Consider the following 26,265-nt stretch of genomic DNA (forward strand, 5'->3'; position numbering starts at 1 on the left):
GATGTAGCTTTTTCCTATTCCCGTTCCCTGTTCTCTTTATATTCAACTTAAGATAGATGAGGTTACTTTCAATTTATAGAAAATTAGGGGGTGTATAGAATTATTAAAGGATAAAGTAGATCTAATGAACTATCCGAAAAAAACGTGGCAACTCCTAGGATTTACAACTATCTATTCACTGGCACTGACCATTTTTCCAAAAGTGGCTAGTGCGAATCAACCGCCATCTGTACAGCGTTCTGATGACTATCAGATTGCCCAAATGACCGATTGCCGAGAGGTTGATGTTAATACAATGCTGAATATACGACAACAGCCCAATGGACGGGTTGTTGGGGCTTTGGAAGATGCACAAACTGTTAATATTATCGGGGAACCGGAGGATGGATGGGTAGAGATTGACGCCCCGATGGATGGCTATGTTGCGGCAAGATATCTAGATTATTGTACGGGTGCGGTTCCCCCATCTCAAACCATGCCGACTACCCCAGCAAGTGAGGGAGTTTCCACTGTACCCGGTAGCAACTGCCGTCAGGTGGTTTCACCGAATACATCAGTGCGATCGCAACCGAATGGCGAAGTGATTGGTACCCTAGAAAAAAATCGGACGGTTTATATCGCCAACGAGGGAAACAATGGTTGGGTGCCGATTGAAAGACCAATAGACGGCTATGTGAATGCGGCAAATCTGGGCTACTGTTATCAGTAAGCCGTTTTAAGCTGAGTAACACATTTTGCACCGTGAGTCAACCCTCTCAACAGCGGAATTTTCTCGCCAATACCCAACTCTGGCGAGGTTTACCGGATGAGCAGTTAGATGCGATCGCAATGGTCGCGATCGCTAAATCGTATCATAAAGGTGAGGTAATTTTGTTTCAATCCCGTGTTTCAATCCCGTTGCGTTGCCGGAATTCATTATATATGAAACAACGACGAAGAAAACTACCGCTAACTAGGTAAGGGCGGGTTTTGTTGAGAGGTTAACGGTAATATCTTCTGGCTGAGTGGCTAAACCCGCCCCTACAACCTCTTTTGTCTCCCCTGTACACAGAAGCATTTAAAACTCAAAACTTCCCCTTCTCCCTACTCTACACCGTCGTTTCCTGTGGCATCTTCTCATAATAGCGATGATAATAATCATAAGAACTCGTGGTATAGTTCTTCACCCCATTCGCCACCACTCCCAAGACTCTGGCATGAGAGGTTTTCAATCCAGATAACACCTGCGCCAATACCGTCCGATCTGTTCTCCCCAATCCCACCACCATAACAATCCCATCCGTATGCGCCGCCAATAACCGCGCATCAGCTAAACCTAACATTGGTGGTGTATCAAAAATAACTAAATCAAACATTTCTTGAAACGACTCAACTAAATGCTGCATTTTTTGAGAACAGAGTAATCTAGTCGGATCAGGTGGAATTTGCCCAGCAGTTAACACAAACAAATTCTCCTCCAATGGTGATGGCTGAATTACATCTTTCACATTAATGTCACTAGAAATAACATGACTCAATCCCCACACATTGGGTAAATCCGTCCTCACATGGAGTTGCGGACGCCGCAAATCGGCATCCACCAATAATACCCGTTGTCCCATCGCAGCAGCAGCTTGTGCCATAAACTTCGCTATAGTGGATTTGCCATCAGCCGGAACCGCCGAACTGATTACCACTGAACGAATCGGTTGATCGGGACTAATAAACTGAAGATTCGTCTGAAGCGAACGAAACGCCTCTAAAAATGGAGAAGCATGATAGCGATAAGTGGATTGACTGATAGGAGATGCCAATAGCGGAGTTTCCACTTTTCCGGCTGTTTTTGCCGATTTACTCGGTTTTTTCAGCGGCTTATGAAAAGGAATCGTACCCAAAACCGCTAACCCTGTCTTTTCCTTCACCTCCTCCGTCGAGTGAAATACCTTATCCAATTTTTCCGCTAAAAACCCCGCCCCAGCACCTGCCAGTAGTCCAGCCACAGCCCCTAATGCTATACCGTGGGGTATGTTGGGTGAGATTGGTGCTTGAGGTTGTTGAGGTTGGGCAATAAGCTGCCACGGCAATGTTTTTTGTGCGGCTTCAATTTGTAGCGTCTCTCGCACCGCCAGAAAACGGTTCAAACTCTCGGTGGCGACGTTTAACTCTCGCTGTAAATCCGTATACTGACGGGCAACCACTGCCAAATTCTTAAGCTGCTGACTCATCAACCGTTCCGCTTTAGCGATCGCACCTGTCCGCACTTCTAGCATATTAATTTGATTCGTCGTCTCCACAAGCTGCTGAGTCAGTATCGAACGCAGGGAACTTGGAGATGCCAGAGATTGCGGATTTTCGGGTACAGCGGCGGTATTTGCCCCCAACACAGTTCCGGCTTCCTGACTCAGCAAGGGAAGTAAATTTTGTTGCTTCTCCCGTAGCGCCTGAATCATTGGACTCTTTTCGGTGAACCGCGCTGACTCACTAGCAATTTGACTTTCAATCTCCGTCAACTGATTCAGCAACTGCTGATAACGCGGGGCTTCGGAGAGGGCGGAAGCCGCGATCGCTTGTTTGGGAGATAGTCCTAATTCTCCTAACTGACTTTGAAGTTGCACCGCCAAGGTGCGGGCTTCATCCAGTTGAGTTTGGGTGTTTTGACGTTCTTGGACGATGGCGCTAACTCGACTGGTCAACAGTTGACCCTGACTATCAGGATCAACTAAATTATACTGTTGACGAAATCGCTGTAGTTTTTGCTGAAGACTATCCACCCGCCCTTGGAGTTTTGGCAGTTGCTCTTCCACAAACTGAATCCCCTGTCGCGTACTCGTCTGCTGTTCAGAGAGCGAGTAGTTCACATACCCTGTCGCAATTTGCTCTAGAATAAACTGAATCTTTTCCGGGTCAGAATCTTGGTAACGTACTTCTAATATTTTCGTTTCTTGTAACTGATTAATCGCCAGTTGGCGGCGAAGCGTACTATAGTCAATTTCTGGATAGCGAGACTGAATTTGTTCGACAATTGGAGTCATCACTTGAGGACTCCATAGCACCTGAATCTGGGTTTCGTAATCTATACTGTTAGTTTGAACTCCAGCCGATTGATTCAGGGAGGCACTAATCTGCTCTAACTGATCTTCACCGGAAACTGATCCAACCAATAACTGAAACTTACCTTCGTAGTTAGGCGTCTGCTGCAAGACTTTAGTAACAATTCCCGAAGTCACCGCGATCGCCATCCCAGCGACAACCAATGCCCGTCGCCGCGCTACCGCCAGAATCTGACGCAAATCCAGCTTGTCGTTCTCTGTCTCAACTAACTCATACAGGGAGAGACTGGACAATTCTGACGGTAGGTGTCCATTACGATTGGGTGGTAACGGCTGATATTCTCCATTTGAACCCATAATTCAGTTAAACGTTGGCGTTCCTCAAACTGACACGAATAGTGGACAATTAGATTCTTGATCCCAGGGGGGGTGGGGATGTACGCAGGTTAGACCTCACGACTCAGGTAGAACTCCCGGCGACAGGAGGACAACAACTTTTTTAGAAGTTTTGGTGTACGCTGATCATAATGACTACTTACAAATACAGCGTTAGTGCGCTCGATCAGGATAATCCATAGAAGGGTCAGGGTGTAGGAATTTTGAGTTGACTAATCTTGCCTATCGCTGCGGTGGATGGGCAAACGAATACCAACGAATGATTTAAATCTATCCGAAGGTGCTGGAAATGTTCGTTAAGATATGGTGATGCAAAAATTACAGCGATCACCTAATTTAAGTTGAGCATAAACTGTCACATCCAATATCAGTCTCAATTTTGGAATCTTTATTAAAATTTTATGTATTAATTTAACCATGCAAAAATAAAAAATAGGTTTAAATTGGGGTAAAATAAATAGTCAACAAAGTTGAACAATCGAGTTTTGATCCGATCCGGATATTGGCAAATTAATGTGTAAAGGTTAGCGTAATTTGATATCTATTTTATATCCCAGTCAGTAACACAGAAACATGAGCAATAGTGAGACTCCCCTACGGCATAGTAAATCCCTCCGGTTATCGATCTTAACTCAATATTATCCCCCTGACTACGCCGCAACTGGACAGTTGATAGAAGAATTGGCTGTCGAGTTAGGCAAACAAGGTTTGTCGGTGCGAGTGTTTACTGGACAACCAGGTTATGCATTTCAAAGCCACTCAGCACCAGCCAGGGAGTATTTTCAGCAACTTATCGTTCAGCGATCGCGGGCGACTCGGATTTGGTCAAAACGTATTCGTGGCAAAGCCTTGAATGGACTAATCTTTTGTCTGCGGGCTGGACTGCATTTACTCAGAACTCGTAGTCGGGGGGACATACTTCTGTTAACCACTGCTCCTCCTTTTTTGCCCATTCTGGGATATTTAGCGAAAAAATTATTTGGACTACCTTATGTGTGTTTAGTCTATGATTTATATCCAGATGTTGCCGTCGAACTCAATGTTGTGTCTCGTCGCCACTGGCTGGTCAAACTCTGGAATACAGTAAATTGCCATATTTGGAAACAGGCTCAACAAATTGTGGTCTTGAGTCCATCAATGAAAAATCGTGTCGCCGCTAAATGTCCCTCCCTGAACGACAAAATTACCGTTATTCATAATTGGGCAGATGCTAATTGGATTGTACCCATTGCTAAACAGGATAATTGGTTTGCCCAAAATTTTAATCTAGTTGATCAGTTTACGGTACTCTATTCCGGAAATATGGGTCGCTGTCATGATATGGAAACGATTCTCAACGCTGCCAAACTGTTACAACATAAGCCCATTTTGTTTGTGTTTATTGGCAATGGTGCTAAGCGGGAAGCCTTTGAAGCCCAAACTCGTCTGCTTGGCTTAAGGAATTGCCGCTTTTTACCCTATCAAGATAAACAAAACCTCCCCTATTCCCTTACTTCAGGGGACTTATCCTTAGTTAGCATTAGTTCAGGGATGGAAGGTTTAGTCGCCCCCAGTAAACTTTACGCCGCCTTAGCCGCAGGGCGTCCAATTGCCGCGATTTGTGAACCGCAGTCTTATTTACAGGCGCTGATTACAGAGGCTAAATGTGGTGCAGCGTTTAGTAATGGTGATGCGAAAGGTTTGGCAGAATTTATTCAACACTTGTCTACAAATGAACGGTTAGTCAAGCGTATGGGTGAAGCCGGTCGTCGGTATTTACAATCCCATTTTACTCCGGATCGGATTGCACGAGAGTATTCTAACGTATTGCATCAGTCTGTCATTTCAGAGTTTGCATCAAGCCCTAATGGAAGAGATGGGAGAAAAGGACGTAAAACGAATACAATGGGTCAAGGAACAGGAGGATAATACCAAATCCGCTGTTGTCAGCCTCTTGTAACATTGGGTATCTGTAAATTGTTTAGGTTGGGTTGAGGTAAGCTACGAAACCCAACTTATTCAGATAAGGCAGTGATATAAAGACATACCATGGCTTGTATGAGAGATGTATTCTGGCAGATTGGGTTTATTTTTCCACCAAGACAGAAGGGTTAACCGATTGGGTAGATGTTGCTGCGATTCTGTTGGAGACAGATCTGTCCGACATGGTAGGTGCTTGAGATGCAAATTTTTCCATTTCGATGAGACGAATTGAGAGTAGGATTTCTGCCAGAGTTCGCTGGAGTGCATAATACCAGCCATACCAACCGTCGAGAATACCTTGGTTGAAGATTAGACAGTAGAACAGGATGACGAAGGGAGCGAGAATTTTTTGCCGCCGGATGCGATCGCCTAAGCTAAGTTCACCAGAAGACGTTTCCAGGATTTTCTTATTTTCAATCAGCATATAGCGGTCTTGCGCCGATAACCAACGGCTTAGAGGTTTGCGATCGTCGTGGTAGATATAGGAATTGAGTGTACCTGACTCACCTCTGACGTGAAGTAGCTGGGTATGTCCATCATCAAGATAGATAGATTTTTCGCGTCGGAATAGAACTTGTCGAGGCGGAAGCAATGTTCCCCGCAGTGGCTTGCCAAATACGCAATATTTGAACCGGGCGAAGTAGCCATCTATGGGGGAATCTGTGGGAAGAGACGCAAGTTCAGCAATCAGTGCGTCGGTGAGGAGGTAATCAGCATCGAGGGAGAGTACCCATTCAGTTGTGACTTTTGACAAGCCGTAGTTCCACTGGTTGTGATGGGTGTCGAACTGCCGCTGGAAGACTTGGGTTTGCGGATAGGATTTTACCATGTCCAGGGTTTCGTCGGTACTGTAGCTGTCGATAACGACGATTTGCTCTGCCCAAGTGAGTTTTGCCAGAGTGCGATCGATGTTAGGGGCTTCATTGAGAGTAAGGATAAGAGGCGTTATTTGTTCAAGCATAAGCCTGAGTTGACTATTAAAATATTTAAACTTAACTATTCACTGGAGAGCTAGAACAGAGCATTGATTTCCAAAGATATGGGCATCTGCCAGAGAATCGGAATTGAATGTTTGTGTAGCCTTCTTGTTTTAAGAGTTCAGTTAGAGTCTTTGTAGAAAAAAACTTAATATGACCACCATCCCAAAGAGTGGTAAAATGCCTATCCATTTTTCCAGACAGAGCGAGAACCAGATTTTTAAAATAGCCGTGATAAGGAGTGGTAATAATTAAAACACCATTTGGCTTCAAACATTTACTAGCAGATCTAACGAGTTCTCTGGGATAAAATAAATGTTCAATGACTTCGCAGGAAATAACACTATCAAATGAATTGCCCAACTGAGCATAAGGTAAATCGTAAATACTCCCCTGGATAAATTGGCAATCTGGGAAACTAGAACGAGCCAATGTCATACCAGACTCAGATTCTTCAACACCAACGACTTCGTAACCTTGTTGGGCAATGAGATGAGTCAGACTGCCATTTCCACAGCCGAGATCTAATACACGTAGCTTTTGTTGGTTAATTTTTTTTGCCTGAGAGAGTATGTTCAGGAGTGGATCGAGCAGATAGGTATGATGATGCCCTGAACAATTATCTTGATAAGCATATTTGTATTGGCTAATGGTGGTTTCCATTGATAAATTGGTACTCCATTAGTAGAAAACAGGGACAGGATAGTTTTTAATGATGGCGGTATAAACCTCAATCAAATTTAAGGCAATGCCATCCCAAGTGTATTGTTTGAGGATGAGTTGGCGGGCGCGGTTCCCAATTGCTTTGGCTTCTTGGCGATGGTTGAGCCAATGTTTAATAGCAGATGCGATCGCCGCCACATCCAGTTCTGCTACATAGCCGAGTTGATGCTGTTTAACCATAGAAGCTAGAGCAACACCGGGGGTGAGCAAAACAGGTAACCCTACGGCTAAAGCTTCTAGAACAACAACCCCAAAGTTTTCCGAGTGGGAAGTTAGGGCGAACAGATCCGAGCCTTGCAGCAATAAATCTTTCATCTCCCCTGTGGCAAATCCGGAACGATAGGTGCACTTATCAATGCCAGCAGCAATTAAAAGAGCATCAATTTTAGCTTCATACTCGGAAGAACCACTACCAGCCAGTACGAAGGTAAAGCGTTGATCTGCCAGTTTCCCTAAAGCAGGAATCAGATACTCTAATCCCTTTTTCGGGTGTAGGCGAGAGATGAATAAAATGATTGGCTCATCTTCAGGAAGGTTCAGCCGTTGCCGTAGTTGATAGTGAGCATTTGGTATGGAAGCAGGTACAGATACACCATGGGAGAGAATAAAACTTGGTGGCTTGAGATTTAACTCAGATGCTTCTCGCTGTTCCTGTAGGGATGTGAAGTGAAGCGCTTGGCTATGGTGTAGATTGGCACGTTCTATTAAGTTGAGGTAAATTTGCTTTTTGCTAGCGCTTTGTTGCAACGACCATTGACAAAGAAGACCATGGGGTATGCTGATGTAGGGAATGTTCCTGAGTCGAGCAATTGCCATGGCGACTGTAGATGGATAGGAAAAAACAGCGTGGACGTGCCAAAGGTCATGCTGAGGAATTTGTTGCCAAAGCCATTTTGTGAGTTGACGGGAAAAGGCGAATTCTCTTATCGATCTGGCATTTGGGGAAAAGCGCGAGAAAAACCAGATAGGCACTTCCTCATACTTGATGGGTTTACCCAAAGGAACCTCAAGTAAATATTCACCATTATCATTAGTGGTGGCAATTTCAGCATCGACACCGTGCAGGCGCAATGATTTAACCATTTCCAGAATTGCCTGACTCGTGCCACCTCGTACTGGTGCGATTGAAGGAATAACATGAAGAACTCTCACAATTCAGCTCCAATTAAAAAAACATTGATCAAGAAAACAAAAAAACGCAAAAAATGCAAGCCTAAAACAACTAATTATTTATTTTAAACAACGTATTTCTTAATGCTTTATGATGTAATTCTATAACAGCAAAACCCACACCAATCCATAGTAACCCAAGGTTAGTAAGCCTTAGAAAAAAGCCAGAAATAATCATATATACAATTAAGTTTTTGACGGAATAATAAAAATATTGGTTGTTAATGATTTTAGAATTAAGCACTGAATCAAGTTGTCTAAGCAGTCTAAAAATCAAAAATAAGTAAACTAACAATCCAGATACTCCAGATGTAGCAAGAATATTAAATATTCCTAGCTTTGGAAGAATAATGCCAAAACGCCAAGACAGTATTTCAGAGGCTTGATTAAAACTGGCTAAGTGAAAATTGCCAAATCCTGTGCCTACAAGTAAATAGCTTGGATTACTTTTGATAAAAGCCAAATAAACTTGATCAAAATCATCAAAATTAAGCCTTTCAAGGAAACGCAACTCGAATATTTTACCGATTAAAGAATTGGCTAAGTTTCCGACCAAATAATTATGATCATAGCTCAATAATAAAAACAAAATAATAAAAATGCTAATCAAGCTTAAACCAATAGCTGTAAAATCAATAAAAACCCAAAATATATACAAAAATAATCCAATCATAAATGTAATGTATCCAAATGTTGAAAATGTTAACAATAGAGCAGCAAATTGAACTATACAAGAAAATGTTATCCAAAAAATATTCTGTTTCTGTGCTAATGAAAAATATTTAACTAATAAAAAAACATTAATAGCCAACCCAAAACAAAGAAAAAGTGCTAGATGTTTAGGCTCGCCAGCTAGAGCATTAACTCTAATAATTCTAGTTTGTTCTAAATTAAAAATAGCATCCTGGGTAACTATATTTTCTCCGATTAAACCTGTTCTATTAATTGGAAATAAATTAAATCCAGTGACTAAATAAACAATGAATTGCACCAGAGATAATACGGCTTGAATAGAAGCAGAAATGACATATAATATTGAAATTTTAATAACTTGATTATATTGCTTGATTGCGAATATTGGAATCAACAACCAAAAAAACATAGTGCTACTTTTAATAAAAGCTTGCAAGGGCTTCAAAGTTTTTCTAAATATAGAAAAAAAACCGGAATTAAATTGCTCACTAAAATATTTTTGTGCTTCCAAATTAGGTTCATCAAACAAAAAAACAAGATTGCCTAAAAATGCAAGCAAAAAAAAACTAACAAGATAATACGAACAAAATAGAATGATCTAGGTATATCTTTTCTAGTTCCAATCCATAAAAAATCGGCAAATAATATAAAGCTAGCAATCAATGTAAAAATATCTTCAAGCCTAAAAGTAGCACCAAGTTGAATTTTTATCCCAAAAAGAGGAATAGATGCTACTGTTAGTAGCATCAGTCTATAGAGAGTTTTTTCTGTAAAATCCTTTCTTTGTAAATAACTAGCGTTCATGAACGACTATTCCTCTAGAGTATTATTTTTGTAGTTTATGTTAAATTAACGAGGTAGTTTAGAAGTTTTTTGAAGGCAATATGTCTTATGTTTTACCTTACCATGCACTATGATCATAGAAATTATTTGAAACCGTGTAAGTAATATCATAAATTCGTTTAACTTCTTCTTGTGAAAGTATATTTTTCCATCTTTTTGCGTTAGCATAACTATTGCGTTTGATTTCATTTGGAACGCCATTTTTGGGATTTTTAGGATTGTGCAATCCGGTAAAGTTAATTACTTTTAATTCAATATATTTGTTCCACGTAAATCCAAGTCTTTTATATAACTTTTCTATTTCAATTGTTGGATAATTGGAAAGTTTTTCATGAGTTAATACAAGCCAACCAGGGTATCTATGAGCATACAACAATAAAACATGATAGATTACTTTCCAAAGTAATGCAGCCTGATCGATGATAGCTTCAGGTTTATTCTCCATTTCACTTCTGTAAGGCTCTAGCAATTCCTCCATAAGTTTTTTCTGACACAATAAATTATCAAAATTAAAATACCAATTCATTCGCTTCAAGCTGAGAGCAAATGCAGCAGGATGTCGCACTAAAATAATGACCTCAGGGTCAAAATGTCTGTATATCCATTCACTAGAAAAACAGGCAATGGGATCTTTGATAATCAGCCGACCACCACGAGTGAATGGTAAATAACGCTGTACCCGACGACGTGCAAAGACTTTATCAGTCTTTCGGTCTAAAACTTTCTGGTAAGCACTCAAACTGAGTTCAGCAGGAAGTTCAGGTGCATAAGTAAACCAATATGTTGCCAAGTCTCCGAGTTTATAAGCCCAAGGACAAAGGTTAAATGGCTCTTCAATTAATAAAGTGCCTTTTGCTAAGGCAAGCATAGTTCCCAGCCAAGTAGTTCCAGAACGATGTGACCCAGTCAAAAAAATTGGCTTTTCTTGTGTTTTATTGGTTGCTTGATCAGTTGATTTCATTCCTGCTTTATTTGATTGATTATTTTTTGATGATTAATATTTATTAAATTAGCCCAATATTTGAAAGCCATCTTTGATAATCTATTGTTCTTTTTTCCCATGTATAAAGACTCAATGGTCTACTACTGGTATAATGATGACTGTCAGCAAGGGCAGCTATTACAGCTTTTTTAAAGCTTTCAATACTATCGAAATCATAATAGTATGCATCAGAGCCTAGCGCCCGTTCTACTTCACCAACTTTGTTGGTAACAATTGGTCGATTAGCTGCAATATATTGAAAGGTTTTGTTAGGGCAGCGTGCTTTGTTTTGTCTGTTGTCTTTAATCGGAAACAACAGCACATCTGCTGCTTTTAAATAGCTAGATACATTATCTTCAGGAATGTATCCTAAAAAAAACACGAAGTCTCCTAATTTTCTCTGTAATACCCATTGTTTATTGAGATTAAAATTAGATCCATTGCCGATAATTAAAAAGACTAAATTTTGGCGATACTCCTGCATATTTTCAGCTAGTTTTAGAACCTGATCACTCTGATATTCTTTACACAAAGTTCCCATATAAACAACAATTTTTCGATGTCGATAATTAGAGCGAATCTTGTCTGCAAGCAGTTGGCAAGTAGCAAAGGATTCAGGATCATAGGCATATGGTAGCTCCAAGAATTGATTACGGTCACGACCATGACGATGAGAAAGGTGTTCCACTAAAAACTGGCTAGCACAAATGACTGTCTGACTGATGCGTAGCGCTTGTTCCTCTAAGTAACGATTTAACAGCCTGCGAGCCAATGAAGAAGCCTTAGCCGACATCAACTCGTCTAGGTCTGGGATGTAAACAGGAGAACTTGGTTTAGACAAGATAGGCATTGTCAGTACATTTTGCACACCAATTCCCAATATATGCACAATATCAGGTTGGATTTGCTTGATCAATCGACGCCGCTCAATTACAAGCTCTAGTAACGGTTTAACAGATAGATAGTGGGTTTGTACTCCAGGAATTTTTTTAGCAACCCAGTCGCGATTCACAGGGTCATCTTCTAACAGTAGATGTACTTCATGTCTTTCCTGGACTAGGTAGCGTGCAAGTAGCAGCCGAAACAATGCAGCATTTTTTTTAATTGTAGAACAACCTATAAATAAAAACTTTTTGCGATTTAACTTCATTAATGTCATTTCATCCTATTATAATTAGAGGGCAAACCAAGGGGAATATTGAGTTAATTTTTATCTGCCGTAAATTCTTGAAAAATGTATTCTGACTTGACAACAAGACTTTGGTGTTTTTTTTGATGTATTTCCTGCCTAATTATTTGTTTTAATTCTTTTTTTTGCACGGAAGGACGAGCTGCCTTAGACTCTTCACCAGACACAAAATAACAGCTAAGTTTGTCAATCTGATTAAAAATATTTTTTTTAGCTGAGGCTGATATTTCTTTTGCATAAAAATTAGTATCAAATTTATTGTTTAGTTTTTTAATGACTTGAGAATAGTCTTGAACTACTTCATCGAAAGAAGCCACAATATAACTATATCTATATTCGCGAATTCTTTCATAAAAAGAGATATAATTTTTCAAGGATTGAGTAATTGATAATTTTGGATTACGAACTAATAGTGAAGCAACTGCATCTATTGGATTACGGATTAAAACTATTGTAGGAATATGCCATTTTACTGCCCTAAAAATTTGGGATGGTACATGCAAATGATGAGCAATTTTTATCTCTTTTGATTGTAAGTATTGAAAAGCAAGTACAGCAAATGTGTTCGCTGACCGAGGAAATCCTTCAATCACCAATTGCGTACTTTGATTGACAAATAACATACGATTTATAGGCTTTAATCCATACATTGTATAAAAAAGTGCTGGATATTGACCACAAAAAATTTTTACTGCCGATTTTGCACTAAACAAATTCATTTTCATTTTCAGCATTTTTGGAACATTTAAAATTAATCTATTGCTTGTTTAATTTAAACTTGAATAAACTAAACAAGTTTTGTGTACACATTTTTCCCAAGAAAATTTTTGAATCCTTTCTAGTCCTAGATTAATAAGCATTTCTGTTCTCTCTTGTGAATAAACAACTTTCTCTAGAGCGTTAGACATACTGTGAATATCGTAAGGATTGAAGAATTCTGCTGCATCTCCAGCTATTTCAGGAATAGAACTAATACGGCTACAAACAACAGGACAACGAAATGACATTGCTTCCAACAGTGGAAGACCAAATCCCTCATAAAGTGAGGGATATACAAATGCTGAAGCATAATTATAGAGATTTGCTAGAAGATCATCATTTCCAGAGACTTGTATAACTTTGTCTTCTGATATCTTTAGCTCATGAATTATTTTTTTCTCTTCTTTAGAAAATGAACCTCCTCCAAAACAAACTAATTTAATCTCTTTTTTGAGTTTTTTGGAACTAGAATAAGCCTGTAGCAAACGTTCAAAATTTTTGTACTTTCCTCTGTAACCTACATAAAGAATAAAAGGAAAACTGTAAAAAGGCTGACCTATTTTATTTTTTTTACAATTTAAAGAATAGCCTAAATAAATAACAGAAATTTTTCTTGGATCTATGTTTAATATTTCCAGTAAATCTTTTTTTGTATTTTCAGAAATACAGATAATATGATCAGCTCGCTTAATGGCGATATGTTTTGCTTTTATTAAAGGGTGATTTTTGCCCTCTGGAAATAAGCTTATTAATTTTTCATGAAGCATATCATACACTGTGATTACTGTTTTAGTTCGACTAGGGGTTATTGTTCTTTGTGAATAGTATGTTTCATGTACAATATCAGGAGGATTTTTTTTTAACCATTCTCTTGAAAATTTAAAATTAAAATCACTTATTATTTTTGATGTTTTTGGTAGTGCAGGGACAGGGCAACCAATAACTATTTCAGATGCATTATGTCTCAGATACTCGCTAATATAGGCGAAGGCCAGAACTTTAACATCAAAGTTTTCTGTTCTGGCAATTCGAGTGGCGATTTCACAAAGATAACGTGAAACTCCACCATACTTGCTTCTAGAAAATATTTGATAATCATAGATGATTTTAATCATTTGAAATTTTCAATTTTGATTTTTTATTGATTATTTATTATAGATTTTAACTTTTAAAAAATATTCCATCTATTTGTAGCATTCTTCCTGTTTTTATATCAGTAAAAGCAGGCATAAAGCCATAAAGAAAATAATTGAGTTCATTCATTTTTTCTAAAATATCTCGGAAAAGAATTTGCTTGTCGTAAAGAGGTACAAGTGATAATTCCATTTGAACACCTTGAATTTTTGGCAATGTTTTAGCCGCTCCTTCTAATACTTGCATTTCAAAGCCTTGCACATCCATTTTTAAAAAAATTGAATTATCATTATTTTTAATATAGTTTTCAGCTACAGTATCTAGCTTCTTCATGTCAACTATTTCTGAACCAATATATGCAGAATTGGGTAATATATTTAGATGAGAGTCTAATAGGTCTAATACAGAGCTACTTTGAGAATTTGCTGAAATATTAATTTCTATTTTACCATCTATGTTTCCTATCGCCGTTCGAGGAGCAACTTCCCACAAAGGATCTTTTTTACTTAAAAGTTTTAGTTGAGAATAAGCACTTGATAAAGGTTCAAATGAAACAATCCTTCCCGAGTAACCAAATTCCCTAAGGAATTGAGTATACTGACCAATATTTGCTCCCACATCTAAAACCAAGTCAACTGAATGATGAGCAAATAAACACTGCATTTGGGCAACTTCAGATGTTAGCGGAGTGAATTTTTGAACTTCAAATCCTAAGCGTCTTAGTATTTTTTTTGTTGTTGTTTTCATTGTGTACATAAATCTTGTGATTAATTAGTGATTAAGAAGTAATCGTTAAGACTTACCTAATGGTGATAGTGGCAATTTCATTTAGATGGTATCTAAAATTGACTGAAAAGCCAACTGAAGGTTTTTAATAGAGTGTAAACATGTGTACTTATCAAAATCTAGTTGTATTTCATTACCATTAAAATCGGAATCATTGCTTATACGATGAATTGCATTAATACACTGTAAAACACTTTCTTGATCTATAGTTAATCCTAAGCTAAACTTTTTAACTCTTTCTCCCATACAAAAAGCATTGCTTGCAATCACTGGCTTTTTAAATACTGCTGCTTTAGTTAAAAAATTACTACTACAAGGGAAGTCTTTATATACAGCAAATAAAATATCGCATATTTCGATCAAGGCATTCAACTGAGATTCATGGGGAATACGTTTAAAATAAAAAAAACAGTTAGGAAGGTTTAAATTAGTTAAATATTTAATTTTATTCAGTTCTTCTGGACGAAAATTTGACTGATCTAGATAACCAGCAAAAACGAAAAAATACTCTTCTTTAATTAATTTTTGGGCAACTTCTAATAGTAACAATAATCCCTTACGCTTGCTAAGCGACCCCAATAAACTAACGATTTTTCTTCCACAAGCTTTTTCCTGAATTTGACTGACGATTGAAAAACTGAGATCAGGTAGTGACTCATCTGTAATGTCAGGGAAAGGAATGACAGTTTTATTAATTTTGCTTTGTAGTTTTTCGGCAGTTCCTTCATCAAGAACAGCAACAGTTTGGCAATGGGAAGCTTTGAAAACTGTGTGGGGAGTCAGAAGACCACGGCGTATAGGAGATAGTCGCTGTTTTATTCGCAGATGACGAGGTTGAAAATATATACCAGACCAGGTATATGGGAAAATTTGATCCAATATGTAAGGTGCTAAAAGATAGGGAGGTAAATAAGCATCAAGAAATGGGAAAAAGACTAAATCTGGTGATTTTTTTAGCTTTGATGAGGCGTTCTGAATGACAGCATTAGCGTACTGCCAACGTTTTATTGCCGTAAGCGTTGAACTAAATCGACGAACTAGAAATTGACTAGAGGCTGGCTGTATTTGAAAAGTGTGAAATAACTTATTTGGTTGTGGACAATAATTGGTAAGCCATGTGCTTAATTCAGTAGGTTTTATACAAAAAGCCATAACCTGATGACCCATCTCAAGTAGAGTTTTGCTAAAGAGCTTAAAGTAAGTCGGATGATGTCCATTCCAAAGAGGGTCAATAAGTGCAATAGTCTTCAATGATTATTTACTCCAATTTCATAGATTTAAGCCCAAACTTATGAGGCTGCAATTAAAAAATTTATTGCTATAGAGCGGTTGAGGATTGTTTACAAAACTTAATACAGTGCGGTTTTCTTTTGTCCGACTACTTACTGGGCAAGCATTGGTTGTACCTCATCCACTTGAGAAAGGTTATAAATCAATTACCTCAGCTCATTCCTTTATACAGCTTCTATTGATTAAATCCGGACAAATACTTAACGATATCATATTTTTTCTACTTCTTATAAATTAAATCGAGTACACCGCTTTACCCAACTAGCTTTAAGGAGCGATCGCGCTTTAGTTTTGCAGCACTCGTCACTTGACTCACGCCATAGAGCGATAAACATCGAGAGTCTGCGCTACAGTCTTATCCCAGCTAAAAGCTTGCGCCCTCTGGTGACCTTTGGCAATCAAGCGATCGCGTTCTGTGGGACTATCCAGCAAGGAAAGTAAGATATCGGCTAAATCCCCGATTGATTCAGGGTCGAATAGTATCCCAGCATCACTAACGACTTCAGGAATGCTGGAGCAATCAGAAGCAACAACTACAGTTCCGCAAGACATGGCTTCTAAAGGAGGAATGCCAAATCCTTCGTACAGGGAAGGATAAACAAAGGCGACGCTGCAACGGTAAAGCTTGGCGAGATGAGTGTCGCTTACATAGGTGTAATGCTTGATGCAATCACTCAACTGAAGCTTGGCGATTTGTTTTTGCTCTGTCTGATTAAAAGGCGCTCCCACGACACAGAGAGTAATATCGGGTTGAACGGAGACGGCTTTGGCAAAAGCGGCAAGTAAGCGATCAAAGTTCTTGTATTTGTCGCGACGACCAACGTAGAGATAGTAAGGACGAGAGGGAACTGGCTCAGAACCGTGGGAAAGACTGACATCGATCTCAGAAGCCAGGTAGGTAACGGTTACTTTTTCCTCTGGTAAGGAATACCGTTCTAATAAATCCTTTTTGGTGTTCTCTGAGATGCAAATGATTGCTTGTGCCGCTAAGATTGCCTTTTGCTTTTCTTCAATTTGCTTACCCTTAGCATCCATCTGCTTGGCAAAAAGCTCGTGGATCATGTCATAGACAGTTAGCACAACAGGATATCTACATTGCTTAACTTCCTGGCAGGTAAGTAGTGAGTAGTATGTGGGATGGATAACATTAAAATGATTGAAAGCAGTAATCGCTCTAAAGTAATATTGCTCTAGCCAGAGTGAGACGCGACCAGGACGGAATCCCCATCTCTGATAGAAAAAGGTTTTTAGATTTGGATGAGTGGGGTAGTTAACGTTCCAAGATTGGCAAGTGGTGAAGACAGGGGTAAAGTCTTCAGGTAATCTACTGATGAGATTGGCGAAATATCGATTAACCCCTCCAGCAGCTTGCATTGCATAGATTTGCCCATCGTAGAGAATACGCATTACCTATTTCCCTCTTTGATACAAAAGAATGAGTAAAGCCTACCTGGAGAGTTGCAAGAACGAGATAAACGATATCGATATAGACTTTCAACAGGATAAAATTTGGCTAGAACTGAGGCTGGTGCTTGTCCGAATTTCTTTTCTAGCACCTGAAACAACCACTGCTTAACTTGCATATTAGAAATTGGAAAGTGATTGATAACAGTATCAAATGTAGCCAAACATTTAATGACTCTAAAATCTGACTGTTTGAGTGCTGAAATATAATCATTCAGGGGATAGGCATTTTCTCCACCATGTAATTTGTGTAGGAGATGACTCTCTAGAAATACTTTAAGCTGTTGTTCGTCATTAACGACATGTTCTCTGGTTGCAAGGAAAAAACCTTGAGGTTTTAGAACTCTCGAAGATTCGGCTAGTCCTTTATGCAAATCAGAGAAGTGATGTAGCGCTTGACGTGCATAGACAATATCAAATATAGAATCGGGGAAAGGCAGAGATTCAGCAAATGCATGGAAAGTTGTTATTGAACCATTACTTACTTTAGATGCTAGTCTTGCTGTCGCCTCTAATCCTACATCTTTGCTAAGGTCAGGGTCTACCGCAGAAACATCATGTCCTAGAGAAGCAAAGGCATAAGAAGCAATTCCATTCCCACAACCAAGATCAAGAATTTTTAACTTCTGATGTGATCGACTTAGAGGCAATAGCTGTACTACTTCAGTAAACTCCTCACTGGCAGCAAAATTATTGGCAGCAGCAAAATTGTCTTTATTTAGGTAACAAAGTTTCACCAATTCAGAATACTCTGGCTGACTCCGCATCCAACTAACTGATTCCTCGTAGGTATATCTATACATATTTTATTTGCCAAGAATAGTTGTCAAAAAAGCAATAATTGATTGTTTTGTTGTGAAAATTTTAAAAGGTAATTTATTTTCACTTTTTATGCTTTTACCTCCATAATGGAAATCAAAAGTATAGTTATCAGCTTCATAATTTTTAACGATGAAATTAGGGTGTTTTATTTGCCCAATATTACTTACAGGTAATCGCGCCCAAGGACTCCCACCAGAAATATGTGTAGCACCTCTTCCACAACCGATATTTGATATAAGGTTTAGGTCAGGCAAGATTGACAAACCATTTTGAGACCAACAGGTATACAGCCATTGATAATCCCATGTATCTACAGTACCATTAAATACGGTATCGAAAATATCTATCCAGTGTTTCTGCTCGTAGGAATCCTCGCAAACTGAACGTATCAAATTAAGTTTTTTGTATTCTGGCCATGTTTTCATATCCACATCATAGTATTGCCAAGCTCTTCTCCAAGAAGCCCAGCCCCAAATGTGACTATATTTGGAAAAGTAATAACTATAGGCAGTTCTGCTGTGACCTGCTTGAAAATTATCACCACTAATCATGAAAATTCTTTCGTCATGCCGATAACGCTCAAGTAGAGTCTGGCAGAAGGAGAAAAATGATGGTGCAGGAAGGCAATCATCCTCTAAAATAATCACTTCATCAACTTCTGAAAATACCCAATCTAATCCACTCGATACACGTTGCTTACAACCTAAGTTTTTATCTGAAAAGTTGGTTAATACTTCACAGTCCCAATCAACTTTTTTAAGAACGGCTCTAGCTTTTTCGCACTTTTCGGCTTCTTCAGGGAAGCGTGGTCCATCTGCAACTACCAACAGCTTCTTGGGTTTGGCTTTGCCAATCGCCTCAAACACAATTTCTGTTAAATCAGGGCGATTGAAAATCAGGAAAGCAACAGGTGTGGAAAGAGACATAATTATTGAGTTAACTTAATTTATTAAAAACAAATACGTTAGTAAAACTTCAGTCTGATTTAATTGTTGCTTAAAAAAAATAAAGTATGTATGGCTTTGGAATAAAGTTGATAGTCTTGTTTTTTCATAAATGAAGCTATCTCAGATTTATGCATTTGACTTATGGACAATCTATTTAAATCTTCTACTAAAACAAGGTGAGGTCTATAGTTATGCCAATCATTAGATTTCAAAACTTGTAAATCTAAACCTTCTACATCAACAGTAATAAAGTCTATTTTTTGACCATTGGGTAAGTATTTATCTAAAATTTCAGATAAAGTATAAGTCTTCAACTTTATTTCTGAAATAATTCTATAATTTCCCAATCCGTTACGCTTCATAGATATATCACTACAAAACCCATTTAAAGCAGGTTCATTAAATTCATAGTAAGTTAAAGTCTGATGGCAATCAGAAATAGGAAATTCTAAATTAATGTCACCTACTCTAATCTTATTAAAGGATTCCATACTACCAGGCATTGCATCAATATTAATTCCCCGCCAACCTCGTAGGTAGAATAAATAAGTATTAGAAAACCGTTGAGGATGATGTGCTCCTACATCTACATAAAAACCATTTTCTTTGTTTTCAAAAAAACGAGAAAGTATCATGTCTTCACCTTCTTGGGAGTAGGAAAGATTATGGTAAAGATACTGCGGTTTAGGATACAGAGAGAATTTTTCTGGAAAGACGGTAACCTGAAAGCCGTTTTCAAATCTCTTGTAAATATTTCTAAATTTTCTAAAAATAAAGTTCACTTTGCACGTCCTCTAAAGATTCTAAATGCCAATCGCCTCTAATTAAAACTGGTCCAATGCCACTCAACGCGACATTACCAGTTTGATAAAAGTCTCCTGCTTCAACATCAATAAAGCCTATGTATCCTCTCGGCCAGTCTGCTTCTATACCATTGACTGTAATCCTTGCACCTACTAAGTATCTACCTCTCGAATATGGAAAATCCTTAATTCTACATTTTAGCTTGCCTACATGAGGAATTGAAGAAAATGTAGTTCCAGCATAGTCGCTGTAAAAAACTGAGAGAGTATCTCCCAATGCATTATGTATAGAAAAACCGATACTTACATTTTTAAGATTTTTTTTTGTATTCTTTTGGTACTCAAATACCAAAACCAAATCCTGTCCACAAGCGGCTGAAACTAGCGGATCTTCTGTAGTATTTTCTATATAGAAATTAGTAATTTTTATCTCTCCATTACCTGAACGTTTGATATCTGTAAGTTTTGTTTCCCTTGTCTGTTTTTCTACATCATTGAGATAAAAGTTAATTGCTGATTTATTGTCACCATCAAATTTAATCAGTCCTGAACGCAATACTACAACTCGCGAACATAGCTTTTCTATTGCTGACATCTGATGGCTCACAAACAATACCGTCCGTCCCTCTTTTCCTACATCTTCCATCTTCCCTAAACACTTCTTCTGAAACTGAGCATCCCCCACCGCCAACACCTCATCCACCACCAAAATCTCCGGTTCCAAATGCGCCGCCACCGCAAACGCCAACCGCACATACATCCCCGACGAATACCGCTTCACCGGCGTATCCAAAAACTTCTCCACCTCAGCAAAAGCGACAATCTCATCAAACTTCCGCTTAATCTCCGCCTTACTCATCCCCAAAATCGCACCATTGAGATAAATATTCTCCCGCCCCGTCAATTCTGGATGAAACCCTGTCCCCACTTCCAATAAACTCGCTACTCTACCCTTAATCCGGATGCTTCCCTGAGTCGGTTCCGTAATCCGACTCAAAATCTTCAACAGCGTTGACTTCCCCGCCCCATTGCGCCCAATAATCCCAACTCTATCCCCCTGCTGAATCTCAAACGACACATCCTTAAGCGCCCAAAACTCCTCAACCGTCGGGTCAGACTCCCCCTTACCCAGAGGCTTCAGCAACCTGCGCCCCACAGACTTTGCCCCATTCGCAATAACATCCCGCAGCGCCGTATACCGTTCCTGCTTCTGGTGACCGATAACGTACTTCTTCCCTAAATTTTCGACCCGAATTATCGTATTAGACATACTGCAAAAAAGCTGCTATCTATAGATGCAATGCTTTGCCAATTTATCCGGAAAAATACAAAAACAGACTATTTATTTAAATAATTGAATTCTTTAAATAAAAAAAATCACGCTAATCAAGACCTGACTAAATTACGTCTGCAAACGTCCGCTCCACCTTTCGGAAATACCAAATCCCACTGGCAAACAACAGCGCCACTAAACCCAGCGACAACGTAAACCCTGGCAAATACAGTTTCGACTCACCCCCCAAAATCGCCCAGCGGAAGCCATCAATCACCCCCACCATCGGGTTGAGTGAATAAATAAACCGCCATTCTTCTGGCACTAAACTGCTACTAAATCCTACGGGCGAAATATATAACCCAAACTGCACGATAAACGGCACAATGTAGCGAAAATCCCGATACTTAACATTCAGTGATGCTAACCACAACCCCACTCCCATCGACGCCATAAACGCAATGCCAATAAACAACGGTAGCGTCATAATCCGCCAACTGGGTACGAAATCATACCATGCCATCAACCCCAGCAAAATTATCCCCGAAATCATAAAATCGACGAAACTGACAATCACTGCACTCGTTGGCACAATTAAGCGGGGAAAATACACCTTAGAAATTAAATTGGCATTAGTAATTAAACTATTACTACATTCAGAAAGGGAGTTAGCAAAAAACTGCCAGGGTAACATCGCTGCAAACACCAAAATTGGATAGGGCGCACCTGCTTCCGATGGCAACTTGGCAATTTTGCTAAACACCACGGTAAACACCATCATGGTCAGAAATGGTCGAATCAGCGCCCAAGCAATACCAATAATTGTCTGCTTATAGCGCACCAGAATATCCCGCCACGCTAGGAAATAAAACAACTCCCGATAACGCCACAAGTCTTTCCAATACTGCTGTTCCGTTCGCCCCGCTTCAATGACTAACTCGGTTGGTTGAACCATTGCGATTAAAGTGCTGAATGTGTTCCATGGGTTACAGCTATCTGTCGCTAAACTCCGTAAACCTATTCACATCTTGTTGACTCAATCCGGATAAAATTACTCAAGTCATCGCTGCCCAGACAATAACGCGGAACAGGCTGTTTTGAGGTGTTTCCCGATCGCGCCCACTCAATCTCAGCATCAGTTGCCCCGATACGTTTAGTTACGTTATCGGGACAATGACAAAAGTTATAGCGAAGACAGCCCAACTACGAACCTACAGCATTGTTCACGCCATCACCATACCGCCATCGACATTGAACACTTGCCCGGTAATATAAGCAGCAGCCGGATCAGCGGCTAAAAATCGCACCATGCCCGCAATTTCCTCTGGCTTGCCGTAGCGACCCAAGGGAATATATTTGATAATATCCTCCGATTTAATATCTTTGGTCATATCGGTTTCAATAAATCCCGGTGCCACGGCATTCACCGTAATCCCACGAGACGCTAATTCCTTCGCCACGGTTTTAGTAAACCCAATCACTCCCGCTTTGGCGGCGCTATAATTTGCCTGACCGGGATTGCCCATTTGTCCCGCGACGGAGGCAATATTAATAATCCGACCCGATTTTTGTTTGAGCATGATTTTACTGGCTGCCCGCGTGCATAAAAAGACACCCGTCAGATTTAGGTCAATTACTGCCTGCCAATCATCAAGTTTCATCCGCATCAAGAGGGTGTCGCGGGTAATCCCAGCATTATTCACCAGTACGTCTAAGCGACCAAATTTGTCTTTGGTTTCCTTGATCAGAGTCTCAACCTCGTCCAGTTTCGAGACATCTGCCTGAAGCGCGATCGCATCTCCTCCGGCTTCGGTAATTTTGGCGACAACTTCGTCAGCTGCGCCACTGGAACTGGCGTAGTTAACCACCACCTTCGCGCCCTCTGCGGCTAATGCCAATGCCACAGCGCGACCAATTCCCCGTGACGCCCCGGTGACAATCGCCACGCGATCGCGGAGTTGGGCAGATGTCTGTGATGCTTCCATAAACAATACCTCTATCTATTCGCCGAAGTCAGCTCTTAGCATTTTGCACTAGAATCGAGCCAAACAACTAATAACCGTGATGTTTTGTTATGGCAGTTAAAAAACAGTTTGCCAGTTTTCAGGAACTCCTCTCTGGATCGGATGTACCCGTGTTGGTCGATTTTTACGCGACTTGGTGTGGTCCATGTCAGATGATCGCACCGACCCTCGAGCAAGTCGGTCTTCAGCTCAAGGGTAAGTTACAAGTGGTCAAAATTGATACAGACAAATACCCCCAGATTGCCTCTGAGCATCATATTGAAGCCCTGCCCACCCTGATACTCTTTAAGGATGGCAAAGCGGTGGAACGGATTGAGGGGGTTGTCTCCGACAAGCAACTTATGGAACGACTAAAACCTTTACTTTGAACAACCACAGAGACGTTCCGCCGGAACGTCTCTACCCAGGCGGAACTTGGTATCAATATCCCTTGATCAACTTCAGGATGCTGTCGTCGATTCTGGGGAATCACTCGGTCCAGTCGTGGCTTTCTTTTTTTCCTGTTCCCGTTGTTCCCGTTTTTTGCGATCGGCTTTGATCGCGTCTTCAATGGCAATCTGGGCTTGAGCCATTTTTTCCAGGTTGCTGCGATACAACTCCAAGTCTTTCTGTAGTTTCTCTTGGGGAAGATGCAAAGTTTGACCGATTCGCTGGAGTACTTCCATCGACTGTTTCGCGTCTTGAACTAGCTCCGGTTCTGCCTGTTCCAGAAGGGTATACAAGCCAATGGCAAACAGACGAGAGTATTTAAACTTAGGATTATCTGCGATCGCGGCAACCGTTGTATGAATATCCTCAGCACCCTCTAAAGGTGTTGGTGAACCAAACCAGTCAACCAGTTCTTGCGCCGATAAACGCCCTACTGTGGCTTTCAGTTTTTCCGCATCCTCCTGATACTGTTGTGGATTACCTCCCACCGCCTGACAAAGGGCGTTAAAAATGGATTCTTTATCCCGTTCCGGTCGATAGCCTTGCATGAAGCGGTTAAAGGAGGCGACCACACCTAAGACATAGATGGGATCATACTTAAAATCCACATTGACCGCCAGCAAATGCATCTCGACCATCAATTCTTCTACCACCCGTCGGTAAATCGAGTTGATTGGACGGGTGTGATAGTTATAAAAATCTCGTTTGGTATCCGAGACGGTGCGAACGTTACTCACAGAGCAAAATATAAAGGATATTTTTTACCATTGTCTCGCTTGAGTTTCACCCTAGGGGATAGAGTCTCAATCGAGTCATTCCTTCCATCTTACCAGTTTATTTCCACCAGCCCACTTAGTATAATGTCTCTTGGCTTGATCTAACTCAATTTAGCTGTTCCGGCAAGAAGCCCCGCCCCATAATCTCTGATGTGGGGACGGGATGAATTGCCAGTCACCCTGGTAAAATTTTGGACGTAGGTTAAGCAAACCAAGAGCGAAAGCCGCCTACAAATTGAACCGGGACAACTGAAAGTATGGGGTTTTACAGGGAATTGTGCAATCATCGCCAGCCTCTTGTATGTAAAACTTTCAAGGAACACAGGTAGAGCGAGAATTTTCTCTACTCCTTCTCCGGTGGGGCAGCACGGGGAAGTAAAGCCAAAGCTCGTGAAATGTCCTATGCAATAGCAGGAGTCAACGAGAAGCCCGCGCTATAATCTTTGATTTAGCGACGGGAGCTGTCACCGACGATAGCCTCACCCTCTTTGCCGAACAAGCACCGATTACTAACCTCGATCGCCCCTACCGTCAACGGATTCTGCGGCTGTGTCAAAGTGATCAATCCTCCACGGGGTTACAGGTACAGTATTATCAGATCAAAAACCCAGACGCCGTTCGCGGTGCAGGTTGCCACCCCGAATTGTTGCAGCAGCTTACCCGCGACGATATTATAGGTTTACCCGATTGCCGTCTGAACGTGCAGATGCAGCAAATTGGTTTGAATAATTATGAATTTACTACCACTTCAGCCAGCGATCGCCCTTGTCGCTTTAGTTATCAGGGCAATAATTACCAAGTCTCTCTCGGCTTTGAAGTAACAGCCGATGAATTTCGCAGCTACGATAAAGGCATCGACCCTAGTACCGGAAAAGCCACTTGGGGAGCCTTACTCGGTCCATTTCGATTTACCAAACGCCAAGACTTCGCTGGGGAACTGCTAATTTAAGCTGGGGACTGTTCTCCTGTACAGGTTGTTTGGGAGTTAGTGAACGACCTACATCAAAACTTAGGTATGAATTCCTTGCCTCAGGTTGCCATACTCCGGGGTACACCTTCCAAAGCTTCTTGCTCCGTTTCAAAAATTTCAAACACGGAGTCCATCATCGTCACTTCAAACACCAGTTTGGCTTCGGGATGGACATTACAGATGCGAAAGCTACCTTTGACCTTATCCGCATCGCGCATACCCGCGACTAGAGAGGTTAAACCAGAACTGTCAATGAAGTTAACCTGACTGAGATTAACCACCACATGGCGGCTGAGTTTGGAAATGCATTCTTGTAATTTCAGGCGAAATTGCCAAGCTGTGGTAATGTCCAGGCGTCCAATTGGTGCCAAAACAATAACTGTTGTACCATCTTTCGTCGTGTGTGTTTTTTGATCAATATGAATCATATAAAGACCTCCTTGAGCAGCAGTAGCTCCCCTTGACATCACAAGAGGAGCCATACAGGGTTTGGGTATCAATTCCGTTACTTAGGCGTTGGGTGAATTGTTGTTTCAACAAGTAACTTAATCGGGCTACCTACGCTACTTATCCATTACAGAAGACTTACCCAAAGTTCCCCAAAACTGGATATCCTTGGGAGTACGGGCTTGGTTACCAAGCTCCTACGGTTCCTGCTTCATCCTAGCAGTGATGGCACTCAACACCTCAGACTTCGGACGTTCGGCGAGCGCTCAGACTTCAGCGAGCGCTACGTGGCAATTGAGCCTGTCGAAATTCGGTGTTGAACCTGAGCGACTTGTACAGAGCGAAGTCGAGGCAAGTCGAAGGGTCAACCAGTCCAC

General features: G+C 40.4%; 27 protein-coding genes. 5 read left to right on the forward strand and 22 right to left on the reverse strand.

Annotated features, from left to right (window positions below; translation table 11 throughout):
- Window positions 1-124: 124 nt before the first annotated feature.
- Together RIG27_RS24550 and RIG27_RS24555 are read left to right on the forward strand one after the other, a co-directional pair.
- Window positions 125-709, forward strand: coding sequence for an SH3 domain-containing protein (locus RIG27_RS24550; RefSeq protein ID WP_446349549.1), 585 nt, complete (start codon window positions 125-127; stop codon window positions 707-709).
- A gap of 32 nt (window positions 710-741) precedes the next feature.
- Complete coding sequence (locus RIG27_RS24555) at window positions 742-960, forward strand: hypothetical protein (RefSeq protein ID WP_446349551.1); 219 nt, start codon at window positions 742-744, stop codon at window positions 958-960.
- 128 nt (window positions 961-1,088) lie between these two features.
- Here RIG27_RS24555 and RIG27_RS24560 read toward each other — a convergent pair whose 3' ends face one another.
- Window positions 1,089-3,386: a GumC family protein gene (locus RIG27_RS24560; protein WP_446349553.1), complete on the reverse strand. Its 2,298-nt coding sequence runs from the start codon at window positions 3,384-3,386 to the stop codon at window positions 1,089-1,091.
- A 612-nt stretch (window positions 3,387-3,998) separates the two neighbouring features.
- On the opposite strand from RIG27_RS24560, the gene RIG27_RS24565 reads away from it, so the two are divergent.
- Window positions 3,999-5,333: a glycosyltransferase family 4 protein gene (locus tag RIG27_RS24565; RefSeq protein WP_446349555.1), complete on the forward strand. Its 1,335-nt coding sequence runs from the start codon at window positions 3,999-4,001 to the stop codon at window positions 5,331-5,333.
- Between the two features lie 157 nt (window positions 5,334-5,490).
- Here the strand turns inward: RIG27_RS24565 and RIG27_RS24570 are convergent, their stop codons facing one another.
- From RIG27_RS24570 to fabG, 19 genes are all read right to left on the reverse strand, one after another.
- Complete coding sequence (locus RIG27_RS24570) at window positions 5,491-6,348, reverse strand: glycosyltransferase family 2 protein (protein WP_446349557.1); 858 nt, start codon at window positions 6,346-6,348, stop codon at window positions 5,491-5,493.
- A gap of 31 nt (window positions 6,349-6,379) precedes the next feature.
- Window positions 6,380-7,027, reverse strand: coding sequence for a class I SAM-dependent methyltransferase (locus RIG27_RS24575; RefSeq protein WP_446349559.1), 648 nt, complete (start codon window positions 7,025-7,027; stop codon window positions 6,380-6,382).
- An 18-nt stretch (window positions 7,028-7,045) separates the two neighbouring features.
- Complete coding sequence (locus RIG27_RS24580) at window positions 7,046-8,239, reverse strand: glycosyltransferase (protein ID WP_446349561.1); 1,194 nt, start codon at window positions 8,237-8,239, stop codon at window positions 7,046-7,048.
- Between the two features lie 70 nt (window positions 8,240-8,309).
- The gene (locus RIG27_RS24585) at window positions 8,310-9,509 is read right to left on the reverse strand and encodes a hypothetical protein (protein WP_446349563.1); all 1,200 of its coding nucleotides are present in this window, start codon (window positions 9,507-9,509) and stop codon (window positions 8,310-8,312) included.
- Window positions 9,494-9,754 (reverse strand): hypothetical protein, encoded by a 261-nt coding sequence (locus RIG27_RS24590; protein WP_446349565.1) that lies wholly within the window; start codon window positions 9,752-9,754, stop codon window positions 9,494-9,496. The genes RIG27_RS24585 and RIG27_RS24590 overlap by 16 nt, the downstream gene beginning before the upstream one ends.
- Before the next feature lie 97 nt (window positions 9,755-9,851).
- Complete coding sequence (locus RIG27_RS24595; RefSeq protein ID WP_446349567.1) at window positions 9,852-10,754, reverse strand: sulfotransferase; 903 nt, start codon at window positions 10,752-10,754, stop codon at window positions 9,852-9,854.
- A 43-nt stretch (window positions 10,755-10,797) separates the two neighbouring features.
- The gene (locus RIG27_RS24600; protein ID WP_446349569.1) at window positions 10,798-11,934 is read right to left on the reverse strand and encodes a glycosyltransferase family 4 protein; all 1,137 of its coding nucleotides are present in this window, start codon (window positions 11,932-11,934) and stop codon (window positions 10,798-10,800) included.
- Window positions 11,935-11,978: 44 nt separating this feature from the next.
- Entirely contained in the window at window positions 11,979-12,698 is a 720-nt protein-coding gene (locus tag RIG27_RS24605) for a hypothetical protein (protein WP_446349571.1), read from the reverse strand.
- 33 nt (window positions 12,699-12,731) lie between these two features.
- Window positions 12,732-13,838 (reverse strand): glycosyltransferase family 4 protein, encoded by a 1,107-nt coding sequence (locus tag RIG27_RS24610; RefSeq protein WP_446349573.1) that lies wholly within the window; start codon window positions 13,836-13,838, stop codon window positions 12,732-12,734.
- A 46-nt stretch (window positions 13,839-13,884) separates the two neighbouring features.
- Window positions 13,885-14,604, reverse strand: coding sequence for an FkbM family methyltransferase (locus RIG27_RS24615; protein WP_446349575.1), 720 nt, complete (start codon window positions 14,602-14,604; stop codon window positions 13,885-13,887).
- Between the two features lie 81 nt (window positions 14,605-14,685).
- A complete protein-coding gene (locus RIG27_RS24620; RefSeq protein WP_446349577.1) occupies window positions 14,686-15,894 on the reverse strand; it encodes a glycosyltransferase in 1,209 nt (402 codons plus the stop codon).
- A 351-nt stretch (window positions 15,895-16,245) separates the two neighbouring features.
- Window positions 16,246-17,340, reverse strand: a complete 1,095-nt coding sequence (locus RIG27_RS24625; RefSeq protein ID WP_446349579.1) for a glycosyltransferase family 4 protein — start codon at window positions 17,338-17,340, stop codon at window positions 16,246-16,248.
- Complete coding sequence (locus tag RIG27_RS24630) at window positions 17,340-18,164, reverse strand: class I SAM-dependent methyltransferase (protein ID WP_446349581.1); 825 nt, start codon at window positions 18,162-18,164, stop codon at window positions 17,340-17,342. The genes RIG27_RS24625 and RIG27_RS24630 overlap by 1 nt, the downstream gene beginning before the upstream one ends.
- A 39-nt stretch (window positions 18,165-18,203) precedes the next feature.
- The gene (locus RIG27_RS24635; RefSeq protein WP_446349583.1) at window positions 18,204-19,145 is read right to left on the reverse strand and encodes a glycosyltransferase family 2 protein; all 942 of its coding nucleotides are present in this window, start codon (window positions 19,143-19,145) and stop codon (window positions 18,204-18,206) included.
- A gap of 59 nt (window positions 19,146-19,204) precedes the next feature.
- Entirely contained in the window at window positions 19,205-19,948 is a 744-nt protein-coding gene (locus RIG27_RS24640; RefSeq protein ID WP_446349585.1) for an FkbM family methyltransferase, read from the reverse strand.
- Window positions 19,932-21,239, reverse strand: a complete 1,308-nt coding sequence (locus RIG27_RS24645; protein ID WP_446349587.1) for an ABC transporter ATP-binding protein — start codon at window positions 21,237-21,239, stop codon at window positions 19,932-19,934. Before RIG27_RS24645 ends, RIG27_RS24640 begins: the two co-directional genes overlap by 17 nt.
- Before the next feature lie 127 nt (window positions 21,240-21,366).
- Window positions 21,367-22,197 carry an ABC transporter permease gene (locus RIG27_RS24650; RefSeq protein WP_446349589.1) on the reverse strand — a complete coding sequence of 277 codons (831 nt, stop codon included), beginning with the start codon at window positions 22,195-22,197 and terminating at the stop codon, window positions 21,367-21,369.
- A gap of 62 nt (window positions 22,198-22,259) precedes the next feature.
- Entirely contained in the window at window positions 22,260-22,445 is a 186-nt protein-coding gene (locus RIG27_RS24655) for a hypothetical protein (protein ID WP_446349591.1), read from the reverse strand.
- 20 nt (window positions 22,446-22,465) lie between these two features.
- Window positions 22,466-23,227, reverse strand: coding sequence for a 3-oxoacyl-[acyl-carrier-protein] reductase (fabG, locus tag RIG27_RS24660; RefSeq protein ID WP_446349593.1), 762 nt, complete (start codon window positions 23,225-23,227; stop codon window positions 22,466-22,468).
- Between the two features lie 89 nt (window positions 23,228-23,316).
- Here fabG and trxA point away from each other — a divergent pair, with 89 nt between their 5' ends.
- The gene (gene trxA, locus RIG27_RS24665; RefSeq protein WP_006101457.1) at window positions 23,317-23,634 is read left to right on the forward strand and encodes a thioredoxin; all 318 of its coding nucleotides are present in this window, start codon (window positions 23,317-23,319) and stop codon (window positions 23,632-23,634) included.
- A gap of 72 nt (window positions 23,635-23,706) precedes the next feature.
- Here trxA and psb29 read toward each other — a convergent pair whose 3' ends face one another.
- Complete coding sequence (gene psb29 / locus RIG27_RS24670) at window positions 23,707-24,432, reverse strand: photosystem II biogenesis protein Psp29 (protein WP_446349595.1); 726 nt, start codon at window positions 24,430-24,432, stop codon at window positions 23,707-23,709.
- 544 nt (window positions 24,433-24,976) lie between these two features.
- On the opposite strand from psb29, the gene RIG27_RS24675 reads away from it, so the two are divergent.
- Window positions 24,977-25,420, forward strand: a complete 444-nt coding sequence (locus tag RIG27_RS24675) for a CpcT/CpeT family chromophore lyase (RefSeq protein WP_446349630.1) — start codon at window positions 24,977-24,979, stop codon at window positions 25,418-25,420.
- Between the two features lie 80 nt (window positions 25,421-25,500).
- Here RIG27_RS24675 and RIG27_RS24680 read toward each other — a convergent pair whose 3' ends face one another.
- Entirely contained in the window at window positions 25,501-25,869 is a 369-nt protein-coding gene (locus tag RIG27_RS24680; RefSeq protein WP_006101536.1) for an STAS domain-containing protein, read from the reverse strand.
- Window positions 25,870-26,265: the final 396 nt, after the last annotated feature.

It is taken from the genome of Coleofasciculus sp. F4-SAH-05 (assembly GCF_040222985.1).
Lineage (GTDB): Bacteria > Cyanobacteriota > Cyanobacteriia > Cyanobacteriales > Coleofasciculaceae > Coleofasciculus > Coleofasciculus chthonoplastes.